At 62.7% G+C, this 23,057-nt stretch carries 19 protein-coding genes and 1 tRNA gene; 16 read left to right on the top strand and 4 right to left on the bottom strand.

Going from position 1 to position 23,057, the window contains the following annotated elements:
• Window positions 1-74: 74 nt before the first annotated feature.
• Window positions 75-353, top strand: coding sequence for a hypothetical protein (locus VIO10_RS13260; RefSeq protein WP_331964987.1), 279 nt, complete (start codon window positions 75-77; stop codon window positions 351-353).
• A gap of 225 nt (window positions 354-578) precedes the next feature.
• A complete protein-coding gene (locus tag VIO10_RS13255; protein ID WP_331964985.1) occupies window positions 579-1,241 on the top strand; it encodes a hypothetical protein in 663 nt (220 codons plus the stop codon).
• Window positions 1,242-1,411: 170 nt separating this feature from the next.
• Here the strand turns inward: VIO10_RS13255 and VIO10_RS13250 are convergent, their stop codons facing one another.
• The 3 genes from VIO10_RS13250 to ccrA all read right to left on the bottom strand — a co-directional run bounded on the left by VIO10_RS13250 (window position 1,412) and on the right by ccrA (window position 6,669).
• Window positions 1,412-2,410 (bottom strand): LLM class F420-dependent oxidoreductase, encoded by a 999-nt coding sequence (locus VIO10_RS13250; RefSeq protein ID WP_331964982.1) that lies wholly within the window; start codon window positions 2,408-2,410, stop codon window positions 1,412-1,414.
• Window positions 2,411-2,480: 70 nt separating this feature from the next.
• Window positions 2,481-5,354: an FAD-binding and (Fe-S)-binding domain-containing protein gene (locus VIO10_RS13245; RefSeq protein WP_331964979.1), complete on the bottom strand. Its 2,874-nt coding sequence runs from the start codon at window positions 5,352-5,354 to the stop codon at window positions 2,481-2,483.
• 61 nt (window positions 5,355-5,415) lie between these two features.
• On the bottom strand, window positions 5,416-6,669 hold the full coding sequence (gene ccrA, locus VIO10_RS13240) for a crotonyl-CoA carboxylase/reductase (protein ID WP_331964976.1): 1,254 nt from the start codon (window positions 6,667-6,669) through the stop codon (window positions 5,416-5,418).
• 278 nt (window positions 6,670-6,947) lie between these two features.
• On the opposite strand from ccrA, the gene VIO10_RS13235 reads away from it, so the two are divergent.
• The 14 genes from VIO10_RS13235 to budA all read left to right on the top strand — a co-directional run bounded on the left by VIO10_RS13235 (window position 6,948) and on the right by budA (window position 22,334).
• Window positions 6,948-7,415, top strand: coding sequence for a MaoC family dehydratase (locus VIO10_RS13235; RefSeq protein ID WP_331964973.1), 468 nt, complete (start codon window positions 6,948-6,950; stop codon window positions 7,413-7,415).
• 14 nt (window positions 7,416-7,429) lie between these two features.
• Entirely contained in the window at window positions 7,430-8,596 is a 1,167-nt protein-coding gene (locus tag VIO10_RS13230) for an acyl-CoA dehydrogenase family protein (RefSeq protein ID WP_331964970.1), read from the top strand.
• A gap of 4 nt (window positions 8,597-8,600) precedes the next feature.
• Window positions 8,601-9,083, top strand: a complete 483-nt coding sequence (locus VIO10_RS13225; protein ID WP_331964968.1) for a MaoC family dehydratase — start codon at window positions 8,601-8,603, stop codon at window positions 9,081-9,083.
• Window positions 9,084-9,120: 37 nt separating this feature from the next.
• Entirely contained in the window at window positions 9,121-10,158 is a 1,038-nt protein-coding gene (locus tag VIO10_RS13220; RefSeq protein ID WP_331964966.1) for a CoA ester lyase, read from the top strand.
• A gap of 511 nt (window positions 10,159-10,669) precedes the next feature.
• Window positions 10,670-10,747: transfer RNA gene (locus VIO10_RS13215), tRNA-Asp, on the top strand.
• 39 nt (window positions 10,748-10,786) lie between these two features.
• Window positions 10,787-11,233, top strand: coding sequence for a 50S ribosomal protein L13 (rplM, locus tag VIO10_RS13210; protein ID WP_331964963.1), 447 nt, complete (start codon window positions 10,787-10,789; stop codon window positions 11,231-11,233).
• A gap of 57 nt (window positions 11,234-11,290) precedes the next feature.
• The gene (gene rpsI / locus VIO10_RS13205; RefSeq protein WP_331964960.1) at window positions 11,291-11,689 is read left to right on the top strand and encodes a 30S ribosomal protein S9; all 399 of its coding nucleotides are present in this window, start codon (window positions 11,291-11,293) and stop codon (window positions 11,687-11,689) included.
• Between the two features lie 303 nt (window positions 11,690-11,992).
• The gene (locus tag VIO10_RS13200) at window positions 11,993-12,688 is read left to right on the top strand and encodes a FecR domain-containing protein (RefSeq protein ID WP_331964957.1); all 696 of its coding nucleotides are present in this window, start codon (window positions 11,993-11,995) and stop codon (window positions 12,686-12,688) included.
• A gap of 45 nt (window positions 12,689-12,733) precedes the next feature.
• Window positions 12,734-13,480, top strand: coding sequence for a hypothetical protein (locus tag VIO10_RS13195; protein ID WP_331964955.1), 747 nt, complete (start codon window positions 12,734-12,736; stop codon window positions 13,478-13,480).
• A 109-nt stretch (window positions 13,481-13,589) separates the two neighbouring features.
• Window positions 13,590-15,818 carry an adenylate/guanylate cyclase domain-containing protein gene (locus VIO10_RS13190; RefSeq protein WP_331964953.1) on the top strand — a complete coding sequence of 743 codons (2,229 nt, stop codon included), beginning with the start codon at window positions 13,590-13,592 and terminating at the stop codon, window positions 15,816-15,818.
• Window positions 15,819-15,893: 75 nt separating this feature from the next.
• Window positions 15,894-16,949, top strand: coding sequence for an N-acetyl-gamma-glutamyl-phosphate reductase (gene argC / locus VIO10_RS13185; protein WP_331964950.1), 1,056 nt, complete (start codon window positions 15,894-15,896; stop codon window positions 16,947-16,949).
• Between the two features lie 206 nt (window positions 16,950-17,155).
• On the top strand, window positions 17,156-20,341 hold the full coding sequence (locus tag VIO10_RS13180) for an efflux RND transporter permease subunit (RefSeq protein WP_331964948.1): 3,186 nt from the start codon (window positions 17,156-17,158) through the stop codon (window positions 20,339-20,341).
• A 12-nt stretch (window positions 20,342-20,353) separates the two neighbouring features.
• Entirely contained in the window at window positions 20,354-21,490 is a 1,137-nt protein-coding gene (locus VIO10_RS13175; protein ID WP_331964946.1) for an efflux RND transporter periplasmic adaptor subunit, read from the top strand.
• Between the two features lie 10 nt (window positions 21,491-21,500).
• Window positions 21,501-22,334: an acetolactate decarboxylase gene (budA, locus tag VIO10_RS13170; protein WP_331964943.1), complete on the top strand. Its 834-nt coding sequence runs from the start codon at window positions 21,501-21,503 to the stop codon at window positions 22,332-22,334.
• 4 nt (window positions 22,335-22,338) lie between these two features.
• Here budA and VIO10_RS13165 read toward each other — a convergent pair whose 3' ends face one another.
• Window positions 22,339-22,923, bottom strand: coding sequence for a TIGR00730 family Rossman fold protein (locus VIO10_RS13165; protein ID WP_331964940.1), 585 nt, complete (start codon window positions 22,921-22,923; stop codon window positions 22,339-22,341).
• Window positions 22,924-23,057: the final 134 nt, after the last annotated feature.

Raw genomic sequence — 23,057 nt, 5'->3', positions numbered from 1 at the left:
GCGCGCCGCTTCTATCTTGCCAATCGCGGGCATACCTCGTAGCGTTTTACCGGAACCGTCGGTCCTGCTCCGCGATGCCGCTGCGAACGAAAATCGAATGCCCCAGTTGCGAGGCCGACGTGGTCGTCAAGCGCGGCGGCGTATGCCCCAACTGCGGGGCGAGCATCACCGGCCATGTCGTCCGGGTCCGCGCGCGCGAGAAGCGCATCGAGCAGGTGGTAGCCGTGGTTGCCACCGTCCTCGTCGTCGGCCTGGTCGTCGTCACCAGCGGCGCGACGCTGCTCGAGGGAATAGCCGTGTACGCGATCGTCGGCGCCGTCATCTACTACCTCGCGCGGCGCACCTTCGTCTGACGGATCGTGTCTGAACGTTTGTTTATTCCACGCCGTCCAAACCTGAACATGCGTTAACCTGTTCTCTCCGTTGACGTTTTTCGTTTTTTTAATTCCGAATTAGTGCAACCCAAGTTTGCCAAAGGCGTACCTATAGTTGTGAGGACCATGTGCATTGCAGGGAGTTTTTCGAAACGGCTCGATGGCATCCTTAATGCTCTCTCAGTCAGGTAGAGGTAACCGACAATGAAATCCAAGCGAAATCTGATGACGGTGCTGGTTGGTCTCGCGATGCTTGCGACGCCGATTACGGCGGCTGCCAAGGACCGCTACGCTCACAACTATTCGCACGCGGCGCGTGTATCACGCTCTTTCAATGCGCCGGCGCGCTCCTATGCTCCGGCGCGCAATTTCGCCCCGGCTGCCGTGGCTCGGCGTGAGTTCCGCAACAACGCGGTCGCGGCTCGTGGTGGCTGGCGCGGAGGTCACAACGGATGGAACCGCGGCGAGGGCGATGCCGACGATTACCAGACCTACGGCAACCCCGGCTACTACCCGGCTCCCGCTTATATCGCTCCTGGTTATGGCGCTGGTTATGGGGCTGGTTATGGGGGCGGACAGAACTGCGCCAGAGCGCAGAGGATCACGAACACCTATAATCGCGACCGGAACACCGGGCATCCCGCGGCCGCCTATGATTTGCTCCGCCAGAATCAGTGGGCATTCCGTAGCGGCTGTGCAGGCGGATCGCCTTACGCCGGCGGACTACTTGGTGGACTGGGTGGATACGGTGGAGTGCCTGCGTACAACAACTACGGCGGATACAACGGCGGATACAATGGCGGTTACGGCCAGCCTTACGGCTCAGGCTCGATGCTCGCGCCGCTGCTTCAGCAATTCGTCCGATAACTGTGCATCTGATCCGTTCCTGACGACCACCGCGCCCCGTCTCCTCCCGGCCGGGCGCGGCCTTTTTAAGGCACCGCGTTCCGCGCCACCGCTTACCCGCTTCTCCCGCTTTGTTGCGGGAGAGGCCGCGCCTCTGGCGCGGGTGAGGGTGCAGGTGCTTTTCTCCTGCTTTAGACCGCCGCCAGCCGCTCGATTGCGCGCAGTATCTTTGCGCGGCGCTCTTCCGGCGTCTTCGCGAAGGACGCAAATTGCAACGCCGTAGTCGTGATTCCCGCGCGCGCGTAATCCTCCAGCCGGCGCCGGCATTTCTCTGCCGTGCCGAACACGAAAATTTTCTCGACCATCTCGTCGGGAATCGTCTCGAGCGCTTTGTTGCGATCGCCGGCGTTCCACGCATCGATCGCAATCGTTGCTTCCTTGTCGTAGCCGATCTCGCGAAAGAACTTGTTGTACTGCGGCACCGTCACGTAGGCCGTCAGCGACCGCCGGAACAGATTTCGCACGACCTTTTCGTCCTCATCCACCGCGACGATTATTCTGCACACCACGTCCAGCCCGGCGGGGTCTTTGCCGGCCGCGCGCATCGCTTCGCGGGTATTGTCCAGCATCGGCGCGACCGTCTCGGGTGTGATGAAATTGACGATCACGCCGTCGCCCAGCTCGCCCGCCAGGCGCAGCATCCTGGCGCCCTGCGCACCGATATAGATTTTCGGCGGATGCGTAATCGGCGCATCGAGCCGGAAACCGTTTATCTTGACCATCGTGCCCGCCATGGTGAGCTTCTCGCCGCGAAAAATTGCGCGCAACGCTTCCACCGTCTCGCGCATCATCGTAACCGGCTTGCGAAACGGCACGCCCATCCACTGCTCGACGATATTCGGCGTCGAGATTCCCAGCCCCAGGATAAAACGGCCGCCCGCAAGCTCGTTGAGGGTGACCGCCGACATCGCAATCAGCGGCGCCGGCCGCGTGAACACCGGAATGATCGCGCATCCCAGGCGCATCTTGTCGCTGAGCATCGCCGCCGCGGCAAGCGGTGTAAACGCGTCGCTCGAGAACGATTCATACGACCACGCGTCGGTGTAGCCGCATCGATCTGCGGTGCGCACCAGCTCGGCGAAGTGGGCGCTCCTAAACGGTTCGAACGGGATGGTGATTCCCAGCCGCATCTTTCTGGACTCCTTGGTCCGGCGAGACTATCGCAGCCGCCGGCATTTCTTTTATCCGCGCTTTACACTCTTATTCTTGTTCGCCAGCCGTCAGGTTCAGCACCTCCGCCAGATGCATCGGGCGCCGCGACGGGCAGAAATGGCGAATCTGCGAGCGGCACGAGAACCCGTCGGCAACGATGATCGCCTCTGGCGGCGCCTTTTCGATCGCTGGAATCAAAACTCTCGCGCCGATCGCTTTCGATACCTCGAAATGCTCGCGGTCGTAGCCGAACGCTCCCGCCATCCCGCAACATCCCGCGTCGAGCACCTCGAGTTGCGCGCCGGCCGCGCGTGACAGCAGCGTGACCTCGTCGCCGATTCCCGCGATTGCCTTCTGATGACAATGCCCCTGCACGATTGTGCGCCTGCGCAGCTCGGGAGGCGCGAAATTATCCCCCTCGCGGACCAGCAGCTCGTCGAGCAGCAATGCATTCGACGCGAGCGCGTTGGCCCGCGCGTCGTCGGGGAACAACGACGGCAACTCGTCGCGAAAAGTCAGGATGCAACTCGGCTCCAGTCCGACGATCGGAATACCCACCGCGACGAACGGGTCGAGCGCCGCCATCACGTCGCTCAGGCGCGCCTTCGCCTGCTCCAGCATCCCCTGATCGTAGAGCGGGCGGCCGCAGCATAGCTGATGTCGCGGAATGATCACGCGAAATCCGGCCCGCTCCAGGACTTCGACCGCGGCGATTGCGACGTGCGGCTCGAAAAAGTTGTTGAAGGTGTCGGGAAAGAGCACGACTTCGCGCCCGCCTGGTCTGGGAGCCGCCCTGCGCTCGAACCATGAGCGGAAGGTCCGCCGCGCAAAACGCGGCAATTCACGATCCGGATGAATCGCGAGCGCCTTTTTCACGACGCTGCCCGCAATCGGCGCGTGCGCCAGGGCGTTGGCGATCGACGGCGCGTATGACACGAGCCGCGCGACTTCGTGCAGTTTGCCAAAGAACGCCGACGAAAGCGGACGCCGATGACTTCGATAGTAGTTGAAGAAAAATTCCGCGCGGTACGCCGCCATATCCACCGACGACGGACACTCGCTCCTGCATCCCTTGCACGACAGACACAAATCCAGCGCGTCGCGCAGCGCCGGATCGGCGAAACCCCCGGGCAACAGGTCGGTGGTCAAAGCCTCGAACAGGATCCGCGCGCGTCCGCGGGTCGAATGGATTTCCTCGCGCGTCGCCATGTACGACGGGCACATCGTACCCGCCTCGGTCTTTCGGCATTTTCCGATTCCGACGCATCTGAGCGCCGCACCCGCCAGTCCGTCTTCGGCCCTGAAGTTGAAGTGCGTGGCGATTTCGCGCGGCCGATAGTTCGCGCCCAGCTTCAGGTGCGAGTCGAGCGGATGCGGATCGACAATCACGCCCGGATTCATCATCGAATCGGGATCGAAGATTCGCTTGAAATCGCGAAACGCGTCGATCAGCTCGGGCCGGAACATCATCGGCAGCAACTCGGAGCGCGCCAACCCGTCGCCGTGCTCGCCCGAGAGCGAACCTCCCAGATTCACAACGAGTTCGCCGAGCTCGATCATCGCCGCGCGGAACGTCGCGATGCCGGGCGCGCTGGCCAAATCGAAATTGACGCGCGCGTGAACGCATCCTTCGCCGAAATGTCCGTAGTAGGTCGCCACTCTGAGGCTGTGGCTGGTGAGGATGCGATCGAAGCCGCGCAGAAACGCGCCGAGCCTGGCGGGAGGCACCGCGGAGTCTTCGGCGCCCGGCCAACTGCGCGGGCGGCCCGGGATGAACGCGCTCGAGCCGAGCCCCGACTCGCGAATCTGCCAGACCGCGGCCTGCTCCCGCGCGTCGGCAAGGTAAGCGGCGCCGATGCATTCGCGCAGCCCGCGCGCCTGGGCGATCACGCGTTGCGCGCGCTCGCGCGCTTCGTCTTGCGACGCGCCGCCCAGCTCGACGAGCAGAAAAGCGCGGCCGGCGGGCAGAAATCGCACGCCCGGCATCGCCTTGATGCGCGCGAACTCGGGAAGATTCTCATCGAAGCCTTCCAGCGCTTCGGGGCGATGCTCGAGCAGCCATGGCGTTTGATCCGCCGCAATGAATATGTCGTCGAATCCGAGCACGACCAGCCCAAGCTGGTTCGGGCGCGGCACGGCTCGAATGGTCGCGCGGATGATCGCGGCGAGCGTACCCTCCGAGCCAACGATTGCGCGGGCAAGGTTGAAGCCCCGCTCCGGCATCAGCTCGTCGAGGTTGTAGCCCGAGACGCGGCGCGGAAGCTTGGGGAAATGAGCGCGCACGGAATCGGCGGATTGATCGCGAAGCTCGCGGACGGCCGAGTAAAGCTCGCCTTCGCGGCCGCCGCGCGCGATTACCGCGCCAAGCTCCGCGTCGGCAATCGGACCGGTCAACGAAAGCTGCGTTCCGTCGTAAAGGATGACTTCCAGCGCCTCGACGTTATCGACGGTCTTGCCGTAGGCCGCCGAATGCGCGCCGCATGAGTTATTGCCAATCATGCCGCCGACGGTGCATCGATCTTTCGTCGATGGATCGGGGGCGAAGAACAGGCCGTGCGGCGCCAGCGCGGCGTTGAGATGGCTCTGGATCGCGCCGGGTTCGACCCGTGCGACGCGCGCGCCGGGGTCGATCGCGATGACTCGATTCATGTACTTCGAGAAATCGAGCACCAGCGCGGCGTTGCACGCCTGGCCGGCGAGGCTGGTTCCGCCGCCGCGCGCGAGAATCGGCATCGAGTTTTCGCGTGCGATCGAAAGCGCCGCGATCACGTCGCCTTCGTGTCGCGGAATCACCACGCCCACCGGCACCTGGCGATAGTTCGATGCGTCGGTCGCGTAGGCGGCGCGAGTGCCGGCGTCGAAGCGGACTTCGCCTTCGACCTGGCGGGCGAGTTCGAGTTTTACCGAATCGAGCGAAACCATCGTCGTGTCCCGATTGTAGTCGAGGATCGGACGCGCGGAACAGCGCGCCGGTGATTTCGCGTTACGCCGGGAGATCCTTCAGGCCGGGCGTCGGTGCGCCGACCAGCGCCACCATCTTGCCCTCGGGCGCGCGATTTTCATGCATCGCCTGGTGGCATTCCGGGATCTCGTCGAATCGGTAGATCCTGGCGACGCATGGATCGATCTTGCCGTCGAGCACGAGCTGATTGAAGGCGTAGGCCTGCTCGTCGTTGGCGAAGTGCGAGCCCTGCAGGCGCTTCTGCCGCATCCACAAGTAGCGCAGGTCCACCACCGCGTTGTAGCCGGTGGTGCCGGCGCAGATCACGACCATTCCGCCCGTGTCGCAGACGAACACGGAAGTTGAAATGGTGTCTTCGCCGGGATGCTCGAATACGATGCGCGGATTTTTCCGCTCGCCGACGATGTCCCAGATCGCTTTGCCAAACCCGCGGCATTGCGCGGCCCACTTGTTGTACGCCGCGGTTTCCTTCCAATGCGGCATCATGCCCCAATGCAGATGTTTTTTCCGATTGATGCAGCCCTTGGCGCCGAGCCTGACGCAGTAATCGATTTTGCGATCGTCGCCGACGATGCCGACTGGAATTCCGCCTTCGGCCTTGACGATCTGAATCGCCATGCATCCCAGGCCGCCCGACGCGCCCCAAATCAGGACAACGTCGCCGCGGCGCACGACGTGCGGCGGCCATCCCATCAGCATCCGGAACGCGGTTGCGCCCACCAGGGTCGGCCCCGCTGCTTCTTCCCAGGTGAGATGCCTGGCCTTGGGCATGCACTGATGCGCCTGCACGCGCGCGAACTGCGCGAAGCTTCCCCAGTTGGTTTCGTAACCCCAAATCTTGAACGACGGGTCGTACATCGGATCGTCGCCGCCCCGCACCGCGGGCGAGTTGCGGTCCCAAACGCCGCAATGAATCACGACGCGGTCGCCGACCTTGACGTTGTGCACGTCGCGGCCGACGGCATAGACGATCCCCGACGCGTCGCTGCCGCCGATATGAAAATCCGAATGGTCGTAGTTGGCTTTCTTGCGCGCGGCGATCACGTCGAGCGGCGAGCCGAGCGCCGCCCACACGTTGTTGAAATTCACACCCGCCGCCATCACGTAAATCAGCACTTCGTCGGCGCGGATTTCCGGCACGGCGATCTTCTCGATCTTGAATGCGTGCTTGGGGTCGCCGAATCTCTCCGCGCGGATTACCTGCGCGTACATTTGTTTTGGCACGTGCCCGATTGGGGGCACCTGGCCGATCTCGTAGATTTCCTTACGGCTCATTTCAATCTTTTACTACAGGGGCGATACTCCGCGGCGGGCGGCGGCTCCGGCTGGCTTGCCAAGTCCTGGTTCGAGGTTTCGGTCAAAACGCGCGCCGGAATTAGCTACCCGTTTGCCTCAGATAAGACAATACTTATCCTTCACGGGTTAGGGAACGGAGCGATCGCCGCGGCGGGGGTTGGTTGACGCACAACCGTGAATTCCATAAAAAACTGACTCGGCTTCAGGACTTTTCGCGATTCAACGATCACAGGAAGAAGGCAGCTTTACCGACTCACATGGCAGTGCGCAGAATCGAGCGTGGCCACTACTTCGAGGACTTCGAGGTCGGCCATCTTTTCAAGCATCATTGGGGACGCACGATCACCGAGGGCGACAACAGCTTCTTCTCCAGCGTCACCATGAACTTCAACCCGAGCTACTTCAATCGCGAGTATGCGCAGAGCCTCGGCTACAAGAACGTGGTCGTCAATCACATGCTGGTGATGAACGTGGTGTTCGGGCTTTCGGTCGAGGATCTGAGCGAACGCGCGATCGCCCATCTCGGCTACGAGAAAATGAAGTGGCAGGAGACGGTTTATCCCGGCGACACGATTACCTCCGAGTCGCTGGTGCTCTCCAAGCGCGACACTTCGCGGCCCGATCGCGGCGTGGTCAAGTTCCGCACCACCGGCTACAACCAGCGCGGCGAAAAGGTGCTCGAGTACGAGCGGCCGGTGCTGATTCGCAAGCGCAACCCGGCTTAGGAGCAAAGCGCAAGATGCCTCTGGTCACGCCTGAGCATGAAATTATCCGGCGCTCGGTCCGCGAGTTCGTCGAGGCCGAGATCAAGCCGATCGCCAACGACCTCGATCGCCAGAACAAGGAAATCCCCGAACACATCCTCAAGCAGATGGCCGAGCTCGGCTACTTCGGCGTGATCTTTCCCGCCGAAGAAGGCGGCATGGGCCTTGATTACATCTCGATGGCGATCGTCACCGAGGAGTTGTCGCGCGGATGGCTCAGCGTCGGCTCGGTGATGACGCGCAACATCATCACCGGCACACTGATCAGCGCCCACGGCACGCCCGAGCAGAAAAAGAAATTCCTGCCGCCGATCGCGCGCGGCGAGCTTATGACCGCGGCCGCATTCACCGAGCCTGACTCGGGCAGCGACACGGCGTCTTTCAAAACGCGCGCGGTCAAACAGGGCGACGGTTATCTGATCACGGGCGCGAAGATGTGGTGCACGTTTGCCAATCGCGCGCACATGCTGACCGTGATGACGCGCACCGACCCGGACATGTCGAAGCGGCACAAGGGACTGTCGCTGATCCTGTTCGAGAAGCAGCCGGGCGACGACTTCATGCCGCCGACTTTGACCGGCTCGCCGATTCCCACCATCGGCTACCATGGGATGCGCAGTTACGCGCTGCAGTTCGACGACGCCTACGCGCCGGCGGCGAACCTGATTGGCGGCCGGGAAGGGCAGGGCTTCTACCAATTGATGGCGAGTTACGAGGCGGCGCGAATCCAGACCGCGGCGCGCGGCGTGGGCGTGGCGCAGGCGGCGTTCGAATGCGCGGTCAAGTATGCGAAAGACCGCAAGCAGTTCGGCCAGCCGATCGGCGACTTCCAGGTGATCAGGCACAAGCTGGCGCACATGGCGGTCGAGATCGAGGCCGCGCGGCAGCTTTGCTACTTCGCCGCCGCCGAAAAAGACACCGGCAAGCGATGCGACTACGAGGCCGGACTGGCCAAGGCGTTTGCTGCCGAGATGGCCGAGCGGGTCACGCGCGAGGCGATGCAGGTGCATGGCGGCTACGGATACTCGATGGAGTTCGAGGTGCAGCGCTTCTGGCGCGACGCGCGGGTGCTGTCGATCTTCGAGGGCACCAGCGAGATCCAGTACGAGGTCATCGGCCGGCGTATCATGGAGCAGAACTGACGCAATGAGCATCACCAACGACGGCAGCTACTTCGAGGATTTCACGGTCGGCGACACGCTGGTCCATCAGCGCGGCCGCACGATCACTGAGGCTGATAATCACATCTTCACTTCGCTGGTGATGAACACGGCCGAGCTGCACTTCAACCAGGATTTGATCGACAAGAATCCGGGCGCCTACGTCGGCGGCAAGCTGCTGGTGTACGGCGGCGTGGTGCTGGCGTTCACGGTCGGCCTGGCGTCGGAAGACACCAGCGAGAACGCGATCGCCGAAGTCGAGATGGACAACGGCAAGCATACCAACCCGGTCTTTCATGGCGACACGATTTACGCCGAATCGACCGTGCTGGAGAAGCGCGATGCGGAGCGGCCCGACGCGGGACTGGTGAAGTTCAAACTGATTGGCAAGAAACCCGACGGCACCGTGGTCGTCGAAATCGAGCGCACCGTATTGATCAAGCGCAAGCTGCACTACCTTCACCCCTGAGCGGCCGAGGTGAAATTCTCCGGGAGAGAATCAATCGATGTACGTATTGGATAAAGGCGCACGTTTCGTAATTCCACGCACCGAGCTGACCTATCCGGGTCACAACATGAAGCTGCATGTCACCGCCGCCGACGCGGTGAAAGCGCCGGTCGATCACGTGATGGCGGACTTCGAAGACGCGTGCCCGTATGAGTTCAAGGGCGACAAGAGCCACAAAGTGATGGTCGAGGCGCTCAACCGGCTGGACTTCGGCAAGAAGGTCGTCACGGTGCGGCCCAACAATATCCATTCGAAGTTCTTCAAGGGCGACATGGAGGCCGTCGTGCTCGGCGCGCCCAATCGCTTCCACGGCATCATGCTGCCGAAGACGCGCGGGCCCGAGGAAATTCGCGAAGTGTCGAAGCTGCTCGACGATCTCGAAAAGCGCGGCGGATGGAACTACCGGCTTCAGATCGAGTCGCTGATCGAGACGCCGCACGCGCTGATCAAGGCGTACGAGATCGCGACCGCATCGGATCGGATGTGCGGGCTGGTGTTCGGCATCGCGGACTACGCCGCAAATCTGGGCATCCGCGAGATCGTCGAGAATCAGAATCAGAACTTTCACTACTCGAAGCAGGCGGTGGTGGTCGCGGCCAAGGCCGCCGGGCTGCACGCGATCGACAACGTCTATCTGCGGCTGTGGCGCAACACGGATTCACCCGAGCGGGTCGAGCAACTACAGACGGCGCTGCGCGAGAAGAACGTCGGCGCCGCGAACCTCGGGATGGACGGCACCTGGGTGATACATCCGCAGCAGGCGGAGATCGCCAACGCGTGCTACACGCCCAGCCGCGAGCAGGTCGAGGAGGCGCGCCGCGTGATCAAGCTCTACCACGAGAAGGGGGGCGGCTCGATGGCCGATCCCAAATCGGGCGAGATGATTGACGAGGCGACGATCAAAATCGGGCTGATGGACCTGGCCAAGGGGGCGCAGGCCGGGATGGTGTCGGACACGGAGCTTCGCGAGTGGTCGGCGAAGAGCCGCGAGATCACCGGCTACGACATCCTCGAGCTGATGCGCCGGGTCGCGTAGAGCGGCGCAGCGGCGAAGAATCCCCGGATTTTCGTCTTCTCTGTCGCCTATTTCCTGCGCAATTCCGCAGGGTCGATTTGGCTGGGAAGCGCAATTTATACCATTACTTGTGGTCTAGTGGCGGATACACCCCAAGGGCTAGCTTTGTTCCGTCAAAATTACGCGTGGGCACGGGTAGCCAATGTTAAGAAAAAGGCGCCGACGCGAGCGTGTGGTTTCCTGGTGGTTGACCATAGCGTACGCATAGCAGGCCGAATCCGCCGCGGGCAGGCTGAATAGTTCATCCCTGGAGCCGAGTTGAATTCAATCCGTACAGGCAACGAAGAACCGGTACCGGCTTCGCTGGCGCGAAGCTGTCCGAGATCCTTCCTCAGCTCGCGTTGCTCGCATCGTCAGGATGACGGAGAAGGCGGTGCGGGACTCGGTCGCAAAAAATCAAATTACGGCGCTGCCCGCGCGAGCACCGTTGTTGCTACGCGGGCTGGAAAATGTAACAAAGGATGGTTCGGGCGGGGTCGTAGTTCAGCCCGGTTAGAACGCCGGCCTGTCACGTCGGAAGTCGTGGGTTCAAATCCCATCGGCCCCGCCAAAATTAACGTCTATTTCACTTTTGCACTGGTGCACGAACTTGAAGCTAACCGAACAAACCCGCAGCATCTCGCGCGAGAATGGGCTGCGCGACCGCAACTGGGTGGTGATCGATGCAAGCGAGCGAGCGCTCGGACGGGTGGCGTCGCGCGCGGCAAGCCTGCTGACCGGCAAGACCCGGCCCGATTACACTCCCAACCAGGATACCGGCGATTTCGTCGTTATCATCAACGCCGCCAAGGTTCGCCTGACGGGATCGAAATCGCTGAGCAAGCTGTATCATCGCCATACGGAATGGCCGGGTGGAATCCGCACGACGTCGGCGGGCAAGATGCTCGAAGCCAAGCCCGAGCGGCTGCTGGAGATTGCGGTGAAGGGGATGCTGCCGAAGAATCGACTCGGCCATCAGATTTTCAATAAGCTCAAGGTTTATCGCGGCGCGGAGCATCCGCACGCTGCGCAGAAGCCCAAAAGCGTAAGCGTATAATCCGGACCGTGAGCGTCTAATCAAGACCGTCAGCGTATAACAAGGCACGATCGTCACATGGCAGAAAAGAAAAACATCATCTGGACTACGGGGCGGCGCAAGACCGCGGTGGCGCGCGTCAGGATGCTGCCCGGCAGCGGCACGATCACGATTAACGAGCGCACGCTCGAGGACTACTTTCCGCGCCCGACGTCGCGAATGCGGATTCTGGAGCCGTTCGAGGCGACCGAGACCGTGGGGCAGTACGATGTGCTGGTGAACGTCGAGGGCGGCGGAATCGCGGCGCAGGCCGACGCGGTCCGTCACGGGATTTCGCGCGCGCTGGTCAGTGCGACCGAGACGCTGCGGCCGACGCTGCGCAAAGGCGGGATGCTGACGCGCGATCCGCGCGAGGTTGAGCGCAAGAAGTACGGGCGTCACAAGGCGCGCAAGCGGCCGCAATACTCCAAGCGTTAGGGACTGTCGAACCGAATCCGCGCGTGGGCGCCAGGGTTTCAATTTGAGATGACCGGGGCGTGAGCGATACTCGCGCCCGATTCATTTGTGCTGCTGTTACAAGTACTTATACGGGGCGGTTGACATACCATTGCACGGACAAATACAAAAAGAGCGCTAGCGGTAAAGGAGCGCCATTAGATGGGTCGAAACCGAAGTCATTATAGCGCCGTGTTTGGTGCCGAGCTTTTGCTCATAAGCGTGCTGGTGCTTGTGGTATATGGGCCGGCGCTGGCGCAGACGGCAGCGGGATCTTTCTCTTCGGTGAGCGGTGAAGTCCAGATTCAGCGCACCGGCGCGACAATCGGAGCAGCGTCGGGAGTCGGGGTCGATGTGGGCGATCGAATCGTGACCGGCGCCAGCGGGCACGCGGTTATCGTGCTCAACGATCAGAGCCGGCTCGAGCTGGGACCCGCCAGCAGCATCACGCTCGATGAGTTCACGATTACCGGCGGAGCCACTTCGACGCGGGTGGGTTTAGTTTCGGGAGTGCTGCGATCGCTGGTAAACGCCGCGTCGGGCGGCGCACCGGCAAACTACCAGGTGCATACTCCCAACGCGGTCGCGGCAGTGCGAGGCACCAGGTTCGATACCGCGTACACCGAGAACGTAATCCGGCCCGGCTACCAGGGATGCGAACGCTATACTGACGTCTCCGTCTATCGAGGGACCGTCAACCTGGCGTCCCTGAGGGCTCCCAACGCGGGCCAGGATGTCGGCGCGGGCTACGAGGCGACCGTGCCGTGCAACCAACCTCCGACGACTGCCGGACCGCTGGCGATGACCGGGGCGGTGTCGCTCGACAGCGCGAACGCGGGCGGCACTGGCGGCGGTGGCGTCGGCTTCACGGGGACCTCGCCGGGATCCAGCGGTGCACCGGCACCGGCATGTCCGCCGGTGGTATGTCCGGCATGCACGACGCCCGTGATACATGGCGGCGGCGGCCTGGGAGCTCGATAGAGGAGGAGGTGAGAGGTTGTGAAGAATCGAATTTCCCGCGTTAGCATGACCGCAGCACTCGCGTTCGCAGTGGTGTTGAGCGCGCTCCTGATCGCGCCGGCAGCGCATGCGCAATGGTTTGACGACACGTATCCGGGATTCTACTCGCTGCAGACGCCCGGACTCCTCCAAGTGACCACCTTTGGCGGCGGCTACGTCAGCGACAAATATGCCGTCCTTCAGGAGGGAACGCAGGTCGAGCAAAGCATTACGCCGTACATCGGAGTCTTCGGCCGCGCGACCGGCTACCAACTGTGGATCGGCGGCGGCTTCGAGAGTCCGCTTGCGCCGGACAGCGGCAGTTTTCCGCGCCTCAACTTCGGACGGTTTCAGGGCGGTCTCGATTTCACGCTGTTCCCGGGGACCCATCTTTACGTCTCGGGCGGCCACGACGTGGCGGATAGCGATGCCGCCGTGGTCGAGGGAGATTTCTCCAGCTGGATATGCCTGCACAGTCAGCATCCGCTCAACGCATCTTTCAGCTCGATGCATGATTTCCAGAATGGCGTGACCAGCACCGAATTCGATCTGCAGGCGATCCTGCTCTCGACCGAAAAGTACATGGTGCTGGGCGGCGTCGGCGGCGCGATGTACAACGGCGGTTTCCTGGCCGCCTCGCAGGGTCAGGGTGGACCGGATCTCGGCTTTTACTACCGGCCGTGGCAGCTTGGCGTGAGCGCGCAGGCCGGCTATGGCAACGCTCATCAGTACGGCCAGATCAGCATGTACAAGCAGCTCAGCTGGTTGGAGTAGGCGGCGACCTTTCGCGCGTATGCGCAAAGCGCGCGTGGTGGACGTTCGCGGCGTCGGCGAGCGCGGTTAGCAGCGCCCGCGCCGTCGAGTTAAGCTCGAATCGGTAACGATGGCGAGCGCAAAACGGTCACACACGGCTCTCAGATTCTCGTGGCGCACCTTCCTGTTCGGGATCGTGCTGCTGGGTTTGATGTTCGCCGCCCACGACCGCTTCCACGGCGCATTCGAGCGGATGGATCTGATCGCGTACGACCTTCGAATCAATACCATCGCTGCGCATCCGTCCTCGGGCCTGGTCGCGATCGCCGCGATCGATGACCGGAGTATCGCGCAGCTTGGGCAATGGCCGTGGCCGCGGCTGGTGCTTGCGCGGCTGGTCGATGCGCTCAAGGACTACAAGGTCAACGTCATAGGCTTCGATGCGATCTTCAGCGAACCTGACAAGAGCGATGTAACGCGCGGGGAAATAGGCGAAAAGCTCGCGGGACTTGGCCTCAAGCACGATGCGATCGGCGAGGTTCTGGGTCCCGGCAACGACCAGGCATTTTCCGCCGCGCTGAAATCGCAGGGCCTGACCGTGCTTGGTTACGCGTTCGAGGGCCACCATTCCCAGGCTCATTCCGGAAGCGTCAAAGCGGTCGGGTTCCTCGACCAGATTCGACCGCCCGGACCGCTCGGTTACGGAATCGTACGACAGGCTCCAGGCAAGCCTCACGATTTGATTCAGGCGCGGGCGTATCTGCCTGCGTACGTGCTGCTCGACGAGGCCGCGCACTCGACCGGATACTTCGACGTTGACGCGGACGCCGACGGTGAAATCCGCACCGAGATGACGGTAATCCGTTTCGACGGCCGCTACTGTGCGCCGCTGTTTATCGCCGTCGCCGACGCGTATGCGGGCGGCGCGCCAATGGTATTGGGACTCGATCCCAACGGCGTGTCGGGGGTGTCGGTCGCCGGCCAGCGGATACCGGTCGATGACAACGGCCGGATGCTGGTGAATTTCCGGCGTGGCGCCAATCCATTCCCGCACTACTCGGTCTCGGACATCATCAATCGCAGGATTGCGCCGGACAAACTGGCGGGAAAGATTGTGCTGATCGGCGCGACCGCTCACGGGCTGGGCGATCGCGGCGTAACTCCCGTCAACGGCGACATGGCGCGCGTCGAGATCCACGCCAACGCGATCGACAACCTGATTCAGGGCGACTTCATTCGCCGCCCGATCGAGGCTCAGGAAATCGCGCTGGTCGCCACGATCCTGATGGGTGTGCTGATGTCGCTTGGCGTCGCGTGGCTGTCGGCGCTGTCGTCTGCCGCGTTGGGCGTGATCCTGCTGGTCGGCTACTTCGCTTACGCTCAGACGCGGCTGCTTCACGACGGCCTGGTGATCGGGGTCGTTTTTCCCCTGCTCACCGCGATTCTCATGTACATGTTCCTGGCCGGCTATCGGTACATCACCGAAGGACGCGAAAAGCGCCACTTGCGCGTCGCCTTCGAGCATTACCTGCATCCCGACGTGATCGCGACGGTGCTAGACCAGCGCGACGGGCTTAAGCTCGGCGGTGAGCGTCGCCACATGAGCATCCTGTTCGCCGATATTGTGAATTACACCGGGCTCTCCGAGCGCACCGACCCGGTGGCATTGGTGGCGCTGTTGAATGATTACATGACCAAGATGACCGACCACATCATGGAGAGCGGCGGCGTCGTGGACAAGATTCGCGGCGATGGCATCATGGCGTTTTGGGGCGCGCCGCTGGAGGTGGCCAATCACGCGCGCGCGGCGATCGATGTCGGGCTGGCGATGCTCGCGGAGCTGCAAGCGATGCGCGAGCATGACCCGCGCTTCGCCGAAATTGACATCGGCGTGGGAATCGCGACCGGTGACGCGATCGTCGGCAACTTCGGTGGCGAAAACCGCTTCGACTACTCCGTCATCGGCGACACGGTCAACCTGGCATCGCGGCTGGAGGGTCTGACGCGCCAATTCAAGGTGCATCTGCTGGTCAGCCGCGTGACCTACAGCGAAGCCGGAGCCGGTTACATCGCCCGCGAGCTCGGGCTGGTGAAGGTCAAGGGCAAACAGGTGTTTGTGCCGATCGTTCACGTCGCCGGGCGCGACAACGACAGCGTTGATCCCTCGTTCTATCGCCGCTTCGCCGACGCGCTGACCATGATTCGCGCGGGCGACGTATTGTCGGCGCGCCAGGAGCTTAAGCGCTTGGGCGAGGCGCACCCCGACGACACTCCGGTGCGGCTGTACCTGGACAAACTCGCCGCCGCCGACCCCGAGCATCCGCCGGCCGAAATGACTTTCGAGTTCGATACCAAGTAACTGGCTCGGTGTGCGCAATCATGCTAGGTGAGTGGCTCCGACCGCAATTCGCAAAGGAGCATTGAGATTCGCCAAGTGGCTACGCACGACAAGGTCAAGGTGGCCGTGGTCGGCGCCTCGGGATACTCGGGTATCGAGGCGGTCCGCATCCTCGCCAGCCATCCGTTCGTCGAGCTGAGCGTGCTCACCTCCGAGCATTACGCCGGGCGCGAGGTCGCCGACGTTTACCGCCACATGGCCGGCATCGACTTGCCGCCGTTCGAGGAATTGCGTCCCGACCTGGTCCAGGACCGCGCCGAGGTCGTGCTCTCATGCCTGCCCGAGACGGTTGGCACCGTGCATACCGCTGAACTAATCAAGGCCGGCCTCAAGGTAGTGGACCTGTCGGCGGATTTCCGGTTCAAGGATGCGGCACAGTTCCGCGCCACTTACGGCATCGAACATCCCGCGCCGCAACTGCTCGCGGAGGCGGTTTACGGGCTAAGCGAATTCCATCGGCATGAGCTTCGCGAGGCGCGCCTGGTGGCGACGCCCGGATGCTTTCCGACCGGCGCGCTGCTCGCGCTGTTGCCGCTCATCCGACGCGACTTGATCGAGCCGTCGTCGATAATCATCGACGCGAAGTCGGGCACGACCGGCGCGCGCCGGGCTGCGTCGATCGAGCAGCTGTTCGCCGAAGTCAACGAGAATTTCCGCGCCTACAAGGTCGGCAACCATCGCCACGTCCCCGAGATGGAGCAGGAAATCTCCGCCGCGCTCGGCCGCGACATCGCGCTGTTGTTCGTGCCGCATCTGCTGCCGATCACCCGCGGCCTGCTCAGCTCGATCTTTATGCGCCCGCGCGCGGGCACGACCGAGAGCGACGTCCACGCCGCCTTCGAGGCGAGCTTTGCCAAGTCGCGGTTCGTGCGCATCCTCAAACCGGGAGAACTGCCCGAGCTGCGCAACGTGCGCGCCACCAATTTCTGCGAGTTGGCGTTCATCCTCGATCGGCGCAGTGAAACCCTGCTCGTGATAACCGCGATCGACAACCTCGGCAAAGGCGCCTCGGGTCAGGCGATCCAGAACATGAACCTGATGCTCGGCTACGATGAGGCTGCCGGCCTGCTCGGCGCCGCCCCAGTGCCGTAGAGCGCGCACGCCGTCCGCATCTTTTCTTCCTTACTCAGGCGCAGCGGCTGGGCTTTCGCCACTGACTATATGAATTCCTCCGTTCAGCCACTGAAACTTGCCTTGCTCGGCGCCGTCCCATATTTTGAAAATCGCGCTCGCTGATTATGTGTTATCATCGCCCTTTGCCACGACCGCGAACTTAACTACGGTCTTCGGCGCACCTTATGTGGATTGTTCGCCTCGCGCTTCGCCGGCCGCTCTCCGTCGCCGTGATGGCGCTGCTGATGCTCGTCCTGGGCGTCCTCTCCTTCAACCTCATGAACGTGGACATCTTCCCGTCGATCGATCTGCCAGTCGTCATGGTGGTGTGGAGCTACCCGGGTCTGTCCGCTTTCGACGTCGAGCGCCGCATGGTTCTCATCTCCGAGCGCGCCTACTCGACCACCGTCAACGGCATCGAGCACATCGAATCCGACTCGATCAACGGCATCGGCATGCTCAAAGTCTATTTCTATCCCGGCAGCGATGTCGGCGGCGCGATCGCGCAGATCAACGCTGTCTCCGAGACCATCCTGAGCGCCATGCCGCGCGGTATCCAGCCCCCGAATATCATTTCGTACAACGCCAGCAACGTTCCGGTTGCGCAGCTCAACATCTACAGTGATGTTCTCTCGACCAGCAAGCTGTTCGACTACGGCCTCAACTTCATCCGCATCCAGCTCTTTACGATTCCCGGCTTTTCCTCGCCCGCTCCGCTGGGCGGCGTCAGCCGCGCGGTGATGGTGAACCTCGACCCCAACGCGCTCTACGCCAACGGGCTCTCCGCCTACGACGTCGGCAACGCGCTCGCCACGACCAACGTCGTCATCCCGTCGGGCACCGCCAAGATGGGCAACTACGAATACAACGTCGACTTGAACATGTCGGTGCCGAAGGTCTCCGACTTCGACCAGCTGCCGATCAAGTACCGCAATGGCGCGCCCGTCTTCCTCGGTGACGTTGCTCCCGTCACCGACTCGCATCAGCCCGAAACCAACGTCGTGCGCTTCAACGGACAGCCGGCCACCTACCTGCTCGTCGTCAAGCACGCCGACGCCTCGACGCTGACGGTCGTCGATGCGGTCAAAGCCAAGCTGCCTGACATCCGCGCCACCGCGCCCAAGGGTTTGAACGTGATGCTCACGTTCGACCAGTCGCAATTCGTTCGCGCTGCGCTGCGCGACGTCGTGCAGGAGGCGGTCACCGCCGCGCTGCTGGTCGCGATCATGGTGCTGCTGTTCCTCGGCTCGCCGCGCAGCATGATCATCGTCATCACTTCGATTCCGCTGTCGATTCTGACCGCCATCATCGGTCTCAAGCTTACCGGGCAGACGATCAACACGATGACGCTGGGCGGAATCGCGCTGGCGGTCGGGATGCTGGTGGATGACGCGACCGTCGAAGTCGAAAACATCCATCGCAACCACGCGATGCACAAGCCGCTGCTGGTCGCGATTCTCGACGGCGCTTCGCAGATTGCCGGGCCGACCTTTGTCGGCACGCTCGCCATCTGCATCGTCTTCTTTCCGGTCGTGCTACTGACCGGAGTCGCGAAATTCCTGTTCACCCCGCTCGCGCTGGCGGTGGTTTTCGCGATGCTCACGTCGTATCTGCTCTCGCGCACCCTGGTCCCCACCATGGCGCGTCTGCTGCTCCCCGAAGAGCACGAGGATAACCTCGGCGAAGGCCGCTGGGCCCGCGTGGTCCGCGCTTTCGACGCCCGCTTCGAGCGCCTCAAGCACTCGTATCGCTTCGCACTCGCCAAGTTCATCGCGCGCCGGAATTTCTCGCTGGCCTGCGTCGCCATCCTGATTCTGTCTTCGTTGGCAATGCTGTTCGTGGTCGGCGAGGATTTCTTCCCCCGCATCGACGCCGGCATGATGAGCTTGCACGTGCGTTTGCCGACCGGAACCCGCGTCGAACACACCGAGTTCGTGGTGGACAATATCGAGCGCACGATTCGTACCGTCATCCCTGCCGATGAGCTGCAAGGCATCAGCGACAACATCGGACTGCCGATCTCGTACAATTTGGCGTTTTATCATACCGACTCGATCGGTCCGCAGGATGCCGACGTGCTGATTCAGTTGAAGCCCGATCATCAGCCCACCGCCATCTACCAGGGTAAGATTCGCGACCTGCTCAAGCGCCAATATCCAAACGTCACCTCTTACTTTCAGGCCGCCGACATCGTCAGCCAGGTGCTCAATTTCGGCCTGCCCGCGGCCATCGACGCGCAGATTAACGGCAACAACCTCGAAACCGACTACGACATCGCGCTGCGGCTGCAAGATCGGATGAGGCTGATTCCCGGCATCAGCGATCTCAGGATCGCCGAGCCGCAGGACTATCCGACCTTCGGCGTGAACGTCGATCGCGCCAAGGCGCTCGAACTCGGCATCACGCAGCAACAGGTCGCCTCGAGCATGCTCTCCATGCTCTCCGGCGCGATGTTGTTGCAGCCCAACTTCTGGCTCGATCCGAAATCGGGCGTCAACTACAGCGTCGTGTCGCAGGCGCCACAGCATCTGATCGACTCCGTAGCCACGCTGTCGAACATACCGCTGAGCACTCCCCCTTCGGCCACCGGGACGCAGGGCCAGCCCCAGTTGCTTGGCAACCTCGGCACGATCACCCACGGATGGGATCCCGCGGTTGTCGCGCATTATACGGTGCAGCGCGTGATCGACGTCGATGCGGCCGTCGAGGGCCGCGACCTCGGCAGCGTCACCTCCGCCGTGCAGCACGAGATCGACAACCTCGGCCCGTTGCCCGCCGGCACGCACGTCGTCATCCGCGGCCAGAGCCAGGCGATGCACGACTCGTTCCTCACCCTCGGCGAGGGACTGATCCTGGCCATCGTCCTCGTGTACCTGCTGATGGTCGCGAACTTTCAATCGTGGCTCGAGCCTTTCATCATCATGATGGCGGTGCCGGGCGCGCTCGCCGGCGTGCTCTGGATGCTTGCGATAACGGGTACGACCATCAACGTCGAATCGCTGATGGGCGCGATCATGGCGGTCGGTGTCGGCGTCGCCAACGGCAACCTGCTGATCACTTTCGCCAACGAGCTGCGCGAGGAAGGCTACAGTCCGCTCGCCGCGGCCATCGAGGCCGGCCGCATTCGCTTCCGCCCGATCATCATGACCGCGCTCGCGATGATTCTCGGGATGCTGCCGATGGCGCTTTCGCTCGGCTCGGGCTCCGAGCAGAATGCCCCGCTCGGGCGCGCCGTAATCGGCGGACTGTTCGCGGCGACGATGATGACCTTGTTCGTTGTGCCGGCCGTGTATTCGATCTTCAGCCGCAGCCTGGTCGGCAAACATCAACGCGACGCCGAGATCGAAGCAATCAACCTGCCCGGCGCATAGGATATGTCTGAGATGGAAGACGATCCGAAAAATTTCAGCGTGCCCGCCCCCGGGAAGGCTTTCTTTGCCGGATGGGTCGCCGCCATTGTGATAGTTCTGGTCGCGACCGCCGGCCTGGTGCTCGCCCGCGAGCTATGGATCGGCCGCCAGACGTCGGCACTCGAGCGGGAAAACGAAGCCGGTCCGCACGTGCTGGTCGCCGACGTGTCGCTCGCTCCGCCCACGCGCGATCTGAAGCTGCCCGCCACCATTCGCGGTTTCGACGAGACCGAAATATACGCAAAAGTTCCCGGCTACCTGAAGGAAATCAAGGTCGATAAGGGCGACCGCGTGCGCAAGGGCCAACTGATCGCCGTGCTTACGTCGCCCGAGCTCGATCAGCAGGTCGCCAACGCCCGCGCCAACTACAACCTCGCCGTCGTCACCGACAAGCGCAATCAGGCCCTGCTGCGCGCAGGCGTCATCGCGCCGCAGGCGGCCGATGAATCCCACGCCGCGAGGCTCCAGGCTAAAGCCACCCTCGAACAGGATATCGCCAACCAGGCCTACGAGACGATCACGGCGCCCTTCGACGGCGTCGTCACCGCGCGCTACATCGATCCCGGCCATCTCGTGCCCGCGAGCACGACTCCCGGCACACCCGGCGCGGGAGCGATCGTCGCTGTCTCCCGGTACGCTCCCCTGCGCGTGTTCACGTACGTGCCCCAGAACATCGCGCCGTTCATCAAGAACGGCGACGCCGCGACGATTACGGCCGCCGGCTACTCCGGGCAAAAATTCACCGGCTCCATCACGCGCCATCCCGAAGCGCTGTCCCCCGACACGCGCACGATGCTGGTCGAGGTCGATCTCGCCAACGAAAACCAGGCGCTCTATCCCGGCATGTACGCGACCGCCGAGTTCACGGTCAAAATGGGCGCCGGATCCCCGGTGGTCCCCGACGACGCACTCGTGTTCCGCGACGGCAAGGTCTATGTGCCCGTAGTCCGCAATAACCAGTTGCACCTCGCCGAGGTGCGGCTGGGCTACGACAACGGGCAGATGGTCGAGGTCATCAGCGGTATCAACCAGACCGACAAAGTAGCAGTCAACCTGGGCCAAGCAGCCCGCGACGGCGAAAACGTACAACCCGTAGCCAACTCCAAATAGTTTTCTCCCCATGACTCAACGGCTCACCCTTCGCGTCCATCTGCCAGCAGCGCTCGCGCGCCAGCTCGGCGCGCGGCGAAAACAGACCGGACAAAGCCTGTCCGCGATCATCGTGCAGGCGCTCGAGCGGCTCCTCGGCGACGAAGATCAGACCGTATTTCAAACCTCGACCGTAAACGCCCTGATGGAAGGTGTGTCCACCGGCGACATGACGATGGGCGAGCTGAAGACTCACGGCGATTTCGGCCTGGGCACCTTCGACGGACTCGACGGCGAGATGATCGAACTCGACGGCAAGGTCTTCCAGGTGCGCGCCGACGGCCACGCGCATCCGGTCGAGGATTCGACGCGTACGCCCTTTGCAACTGTGAGCTTTTTCAAGGCCGACGAGAGCGCGCGGCTCGATCGCCCCTGCGATCAGGCTGAAATGCTCGCGGCGGTCGCCACGATGCTGCCGTCGCAGAACATCTTCCATGCGCTCAGGATCGAGGGGCGCTTCGACTACGTGAAGACTCGAGCAGTCGCCAAACAGGACAAATCAGTCGGCCTGGAACAGGCAGTGCGCGAAGAACCGGTCTTCGAGTTTCACGGCGTCGAAGGAACCATCGTCGGATTCTTCACGCCGGACTATCTGCGCGGCGTCAACGTGCCCGGCTATCATTTGCATTTCATCACTGCCGACCGCTCGGCCGGCGGCCATATGCTCGATTGCCGGACCGCGGACGTGACGATCAAGATTCATCACACGCCGGAGTTCGAACTCGGCACGCCCGGCACCGAGGAGTTCCTCAAAGCCGATCTCTCTCGCGACCAGACCGCGGCCATCCGCAAAATCGAACGCTAGCGCTTCACAGCGCGGCGAAATTGCGATTTCCATGCGGCCAGGGCGGCGCGCCGGCGATCGCGTCGAGCACATCCTCGGGCCGGTCGACGAGCGACCACATCGCACGATGACGCTCGTCCATGAAACGCCGCTCGATGCAGCTCTCCAGCAACGCCGCGCACTGCGCGTAAAAGCCAAGAGTGTTGACCAGCACGATCGCGCCGCCGAACAATCCAAGCCGCTTCCACGTGATCGCTTCGAACAGCTCCTCGAGCGTGCCGCATCCACCGGGCAGCGCGATTACCGCGTCGACTTCGTCGATCATCAGGCGCTTGCGCTCGTGCAGGTCATTTACGATCAGCAGCTCGCTCAGGCCGCGATGACCCCATTCGAGGTCGTACATGAAACGCGGCAGGACGCCGATCACGCGGCCGCCTTCGGCAATCGCCGCATCCGCAAGATGACCCATCGAGCCGACGCTGCCGCCGCCATAGACCAGCGTTACCTGGTTGCGCGCCAACGTGCGGCCCAGGCGCGCGGCGGCGTCGTGATAGGCGGCGTCGCACTGACGACTCGAGGCGCAATAGACGCAGACTCGCTTGATAGCCATCGCGCGATCGTATCCGACCGATTCGCGCCCATCCAGATACCGCGCGCCTGCCGCTCCATTGGATCGGCAGACTTTTGGCGCCGAGCACGCCGAGCTGTGCAAGCATCGACGCCTGATCATGGACGTACTGCACG

This window comes from Candidatus Binatus sp. (genome assembly GCF_036567905.1).
Taxonomy (GTDB): domain Bacteria; phylum Desulfobacterota; class Binatia; order Binatales; family Binataceae; genus Binatus.
Note: the sequence above shows the minus strand (reverse complement) of the source record. Positions and strands in the feature narration are given on the sequence as shown.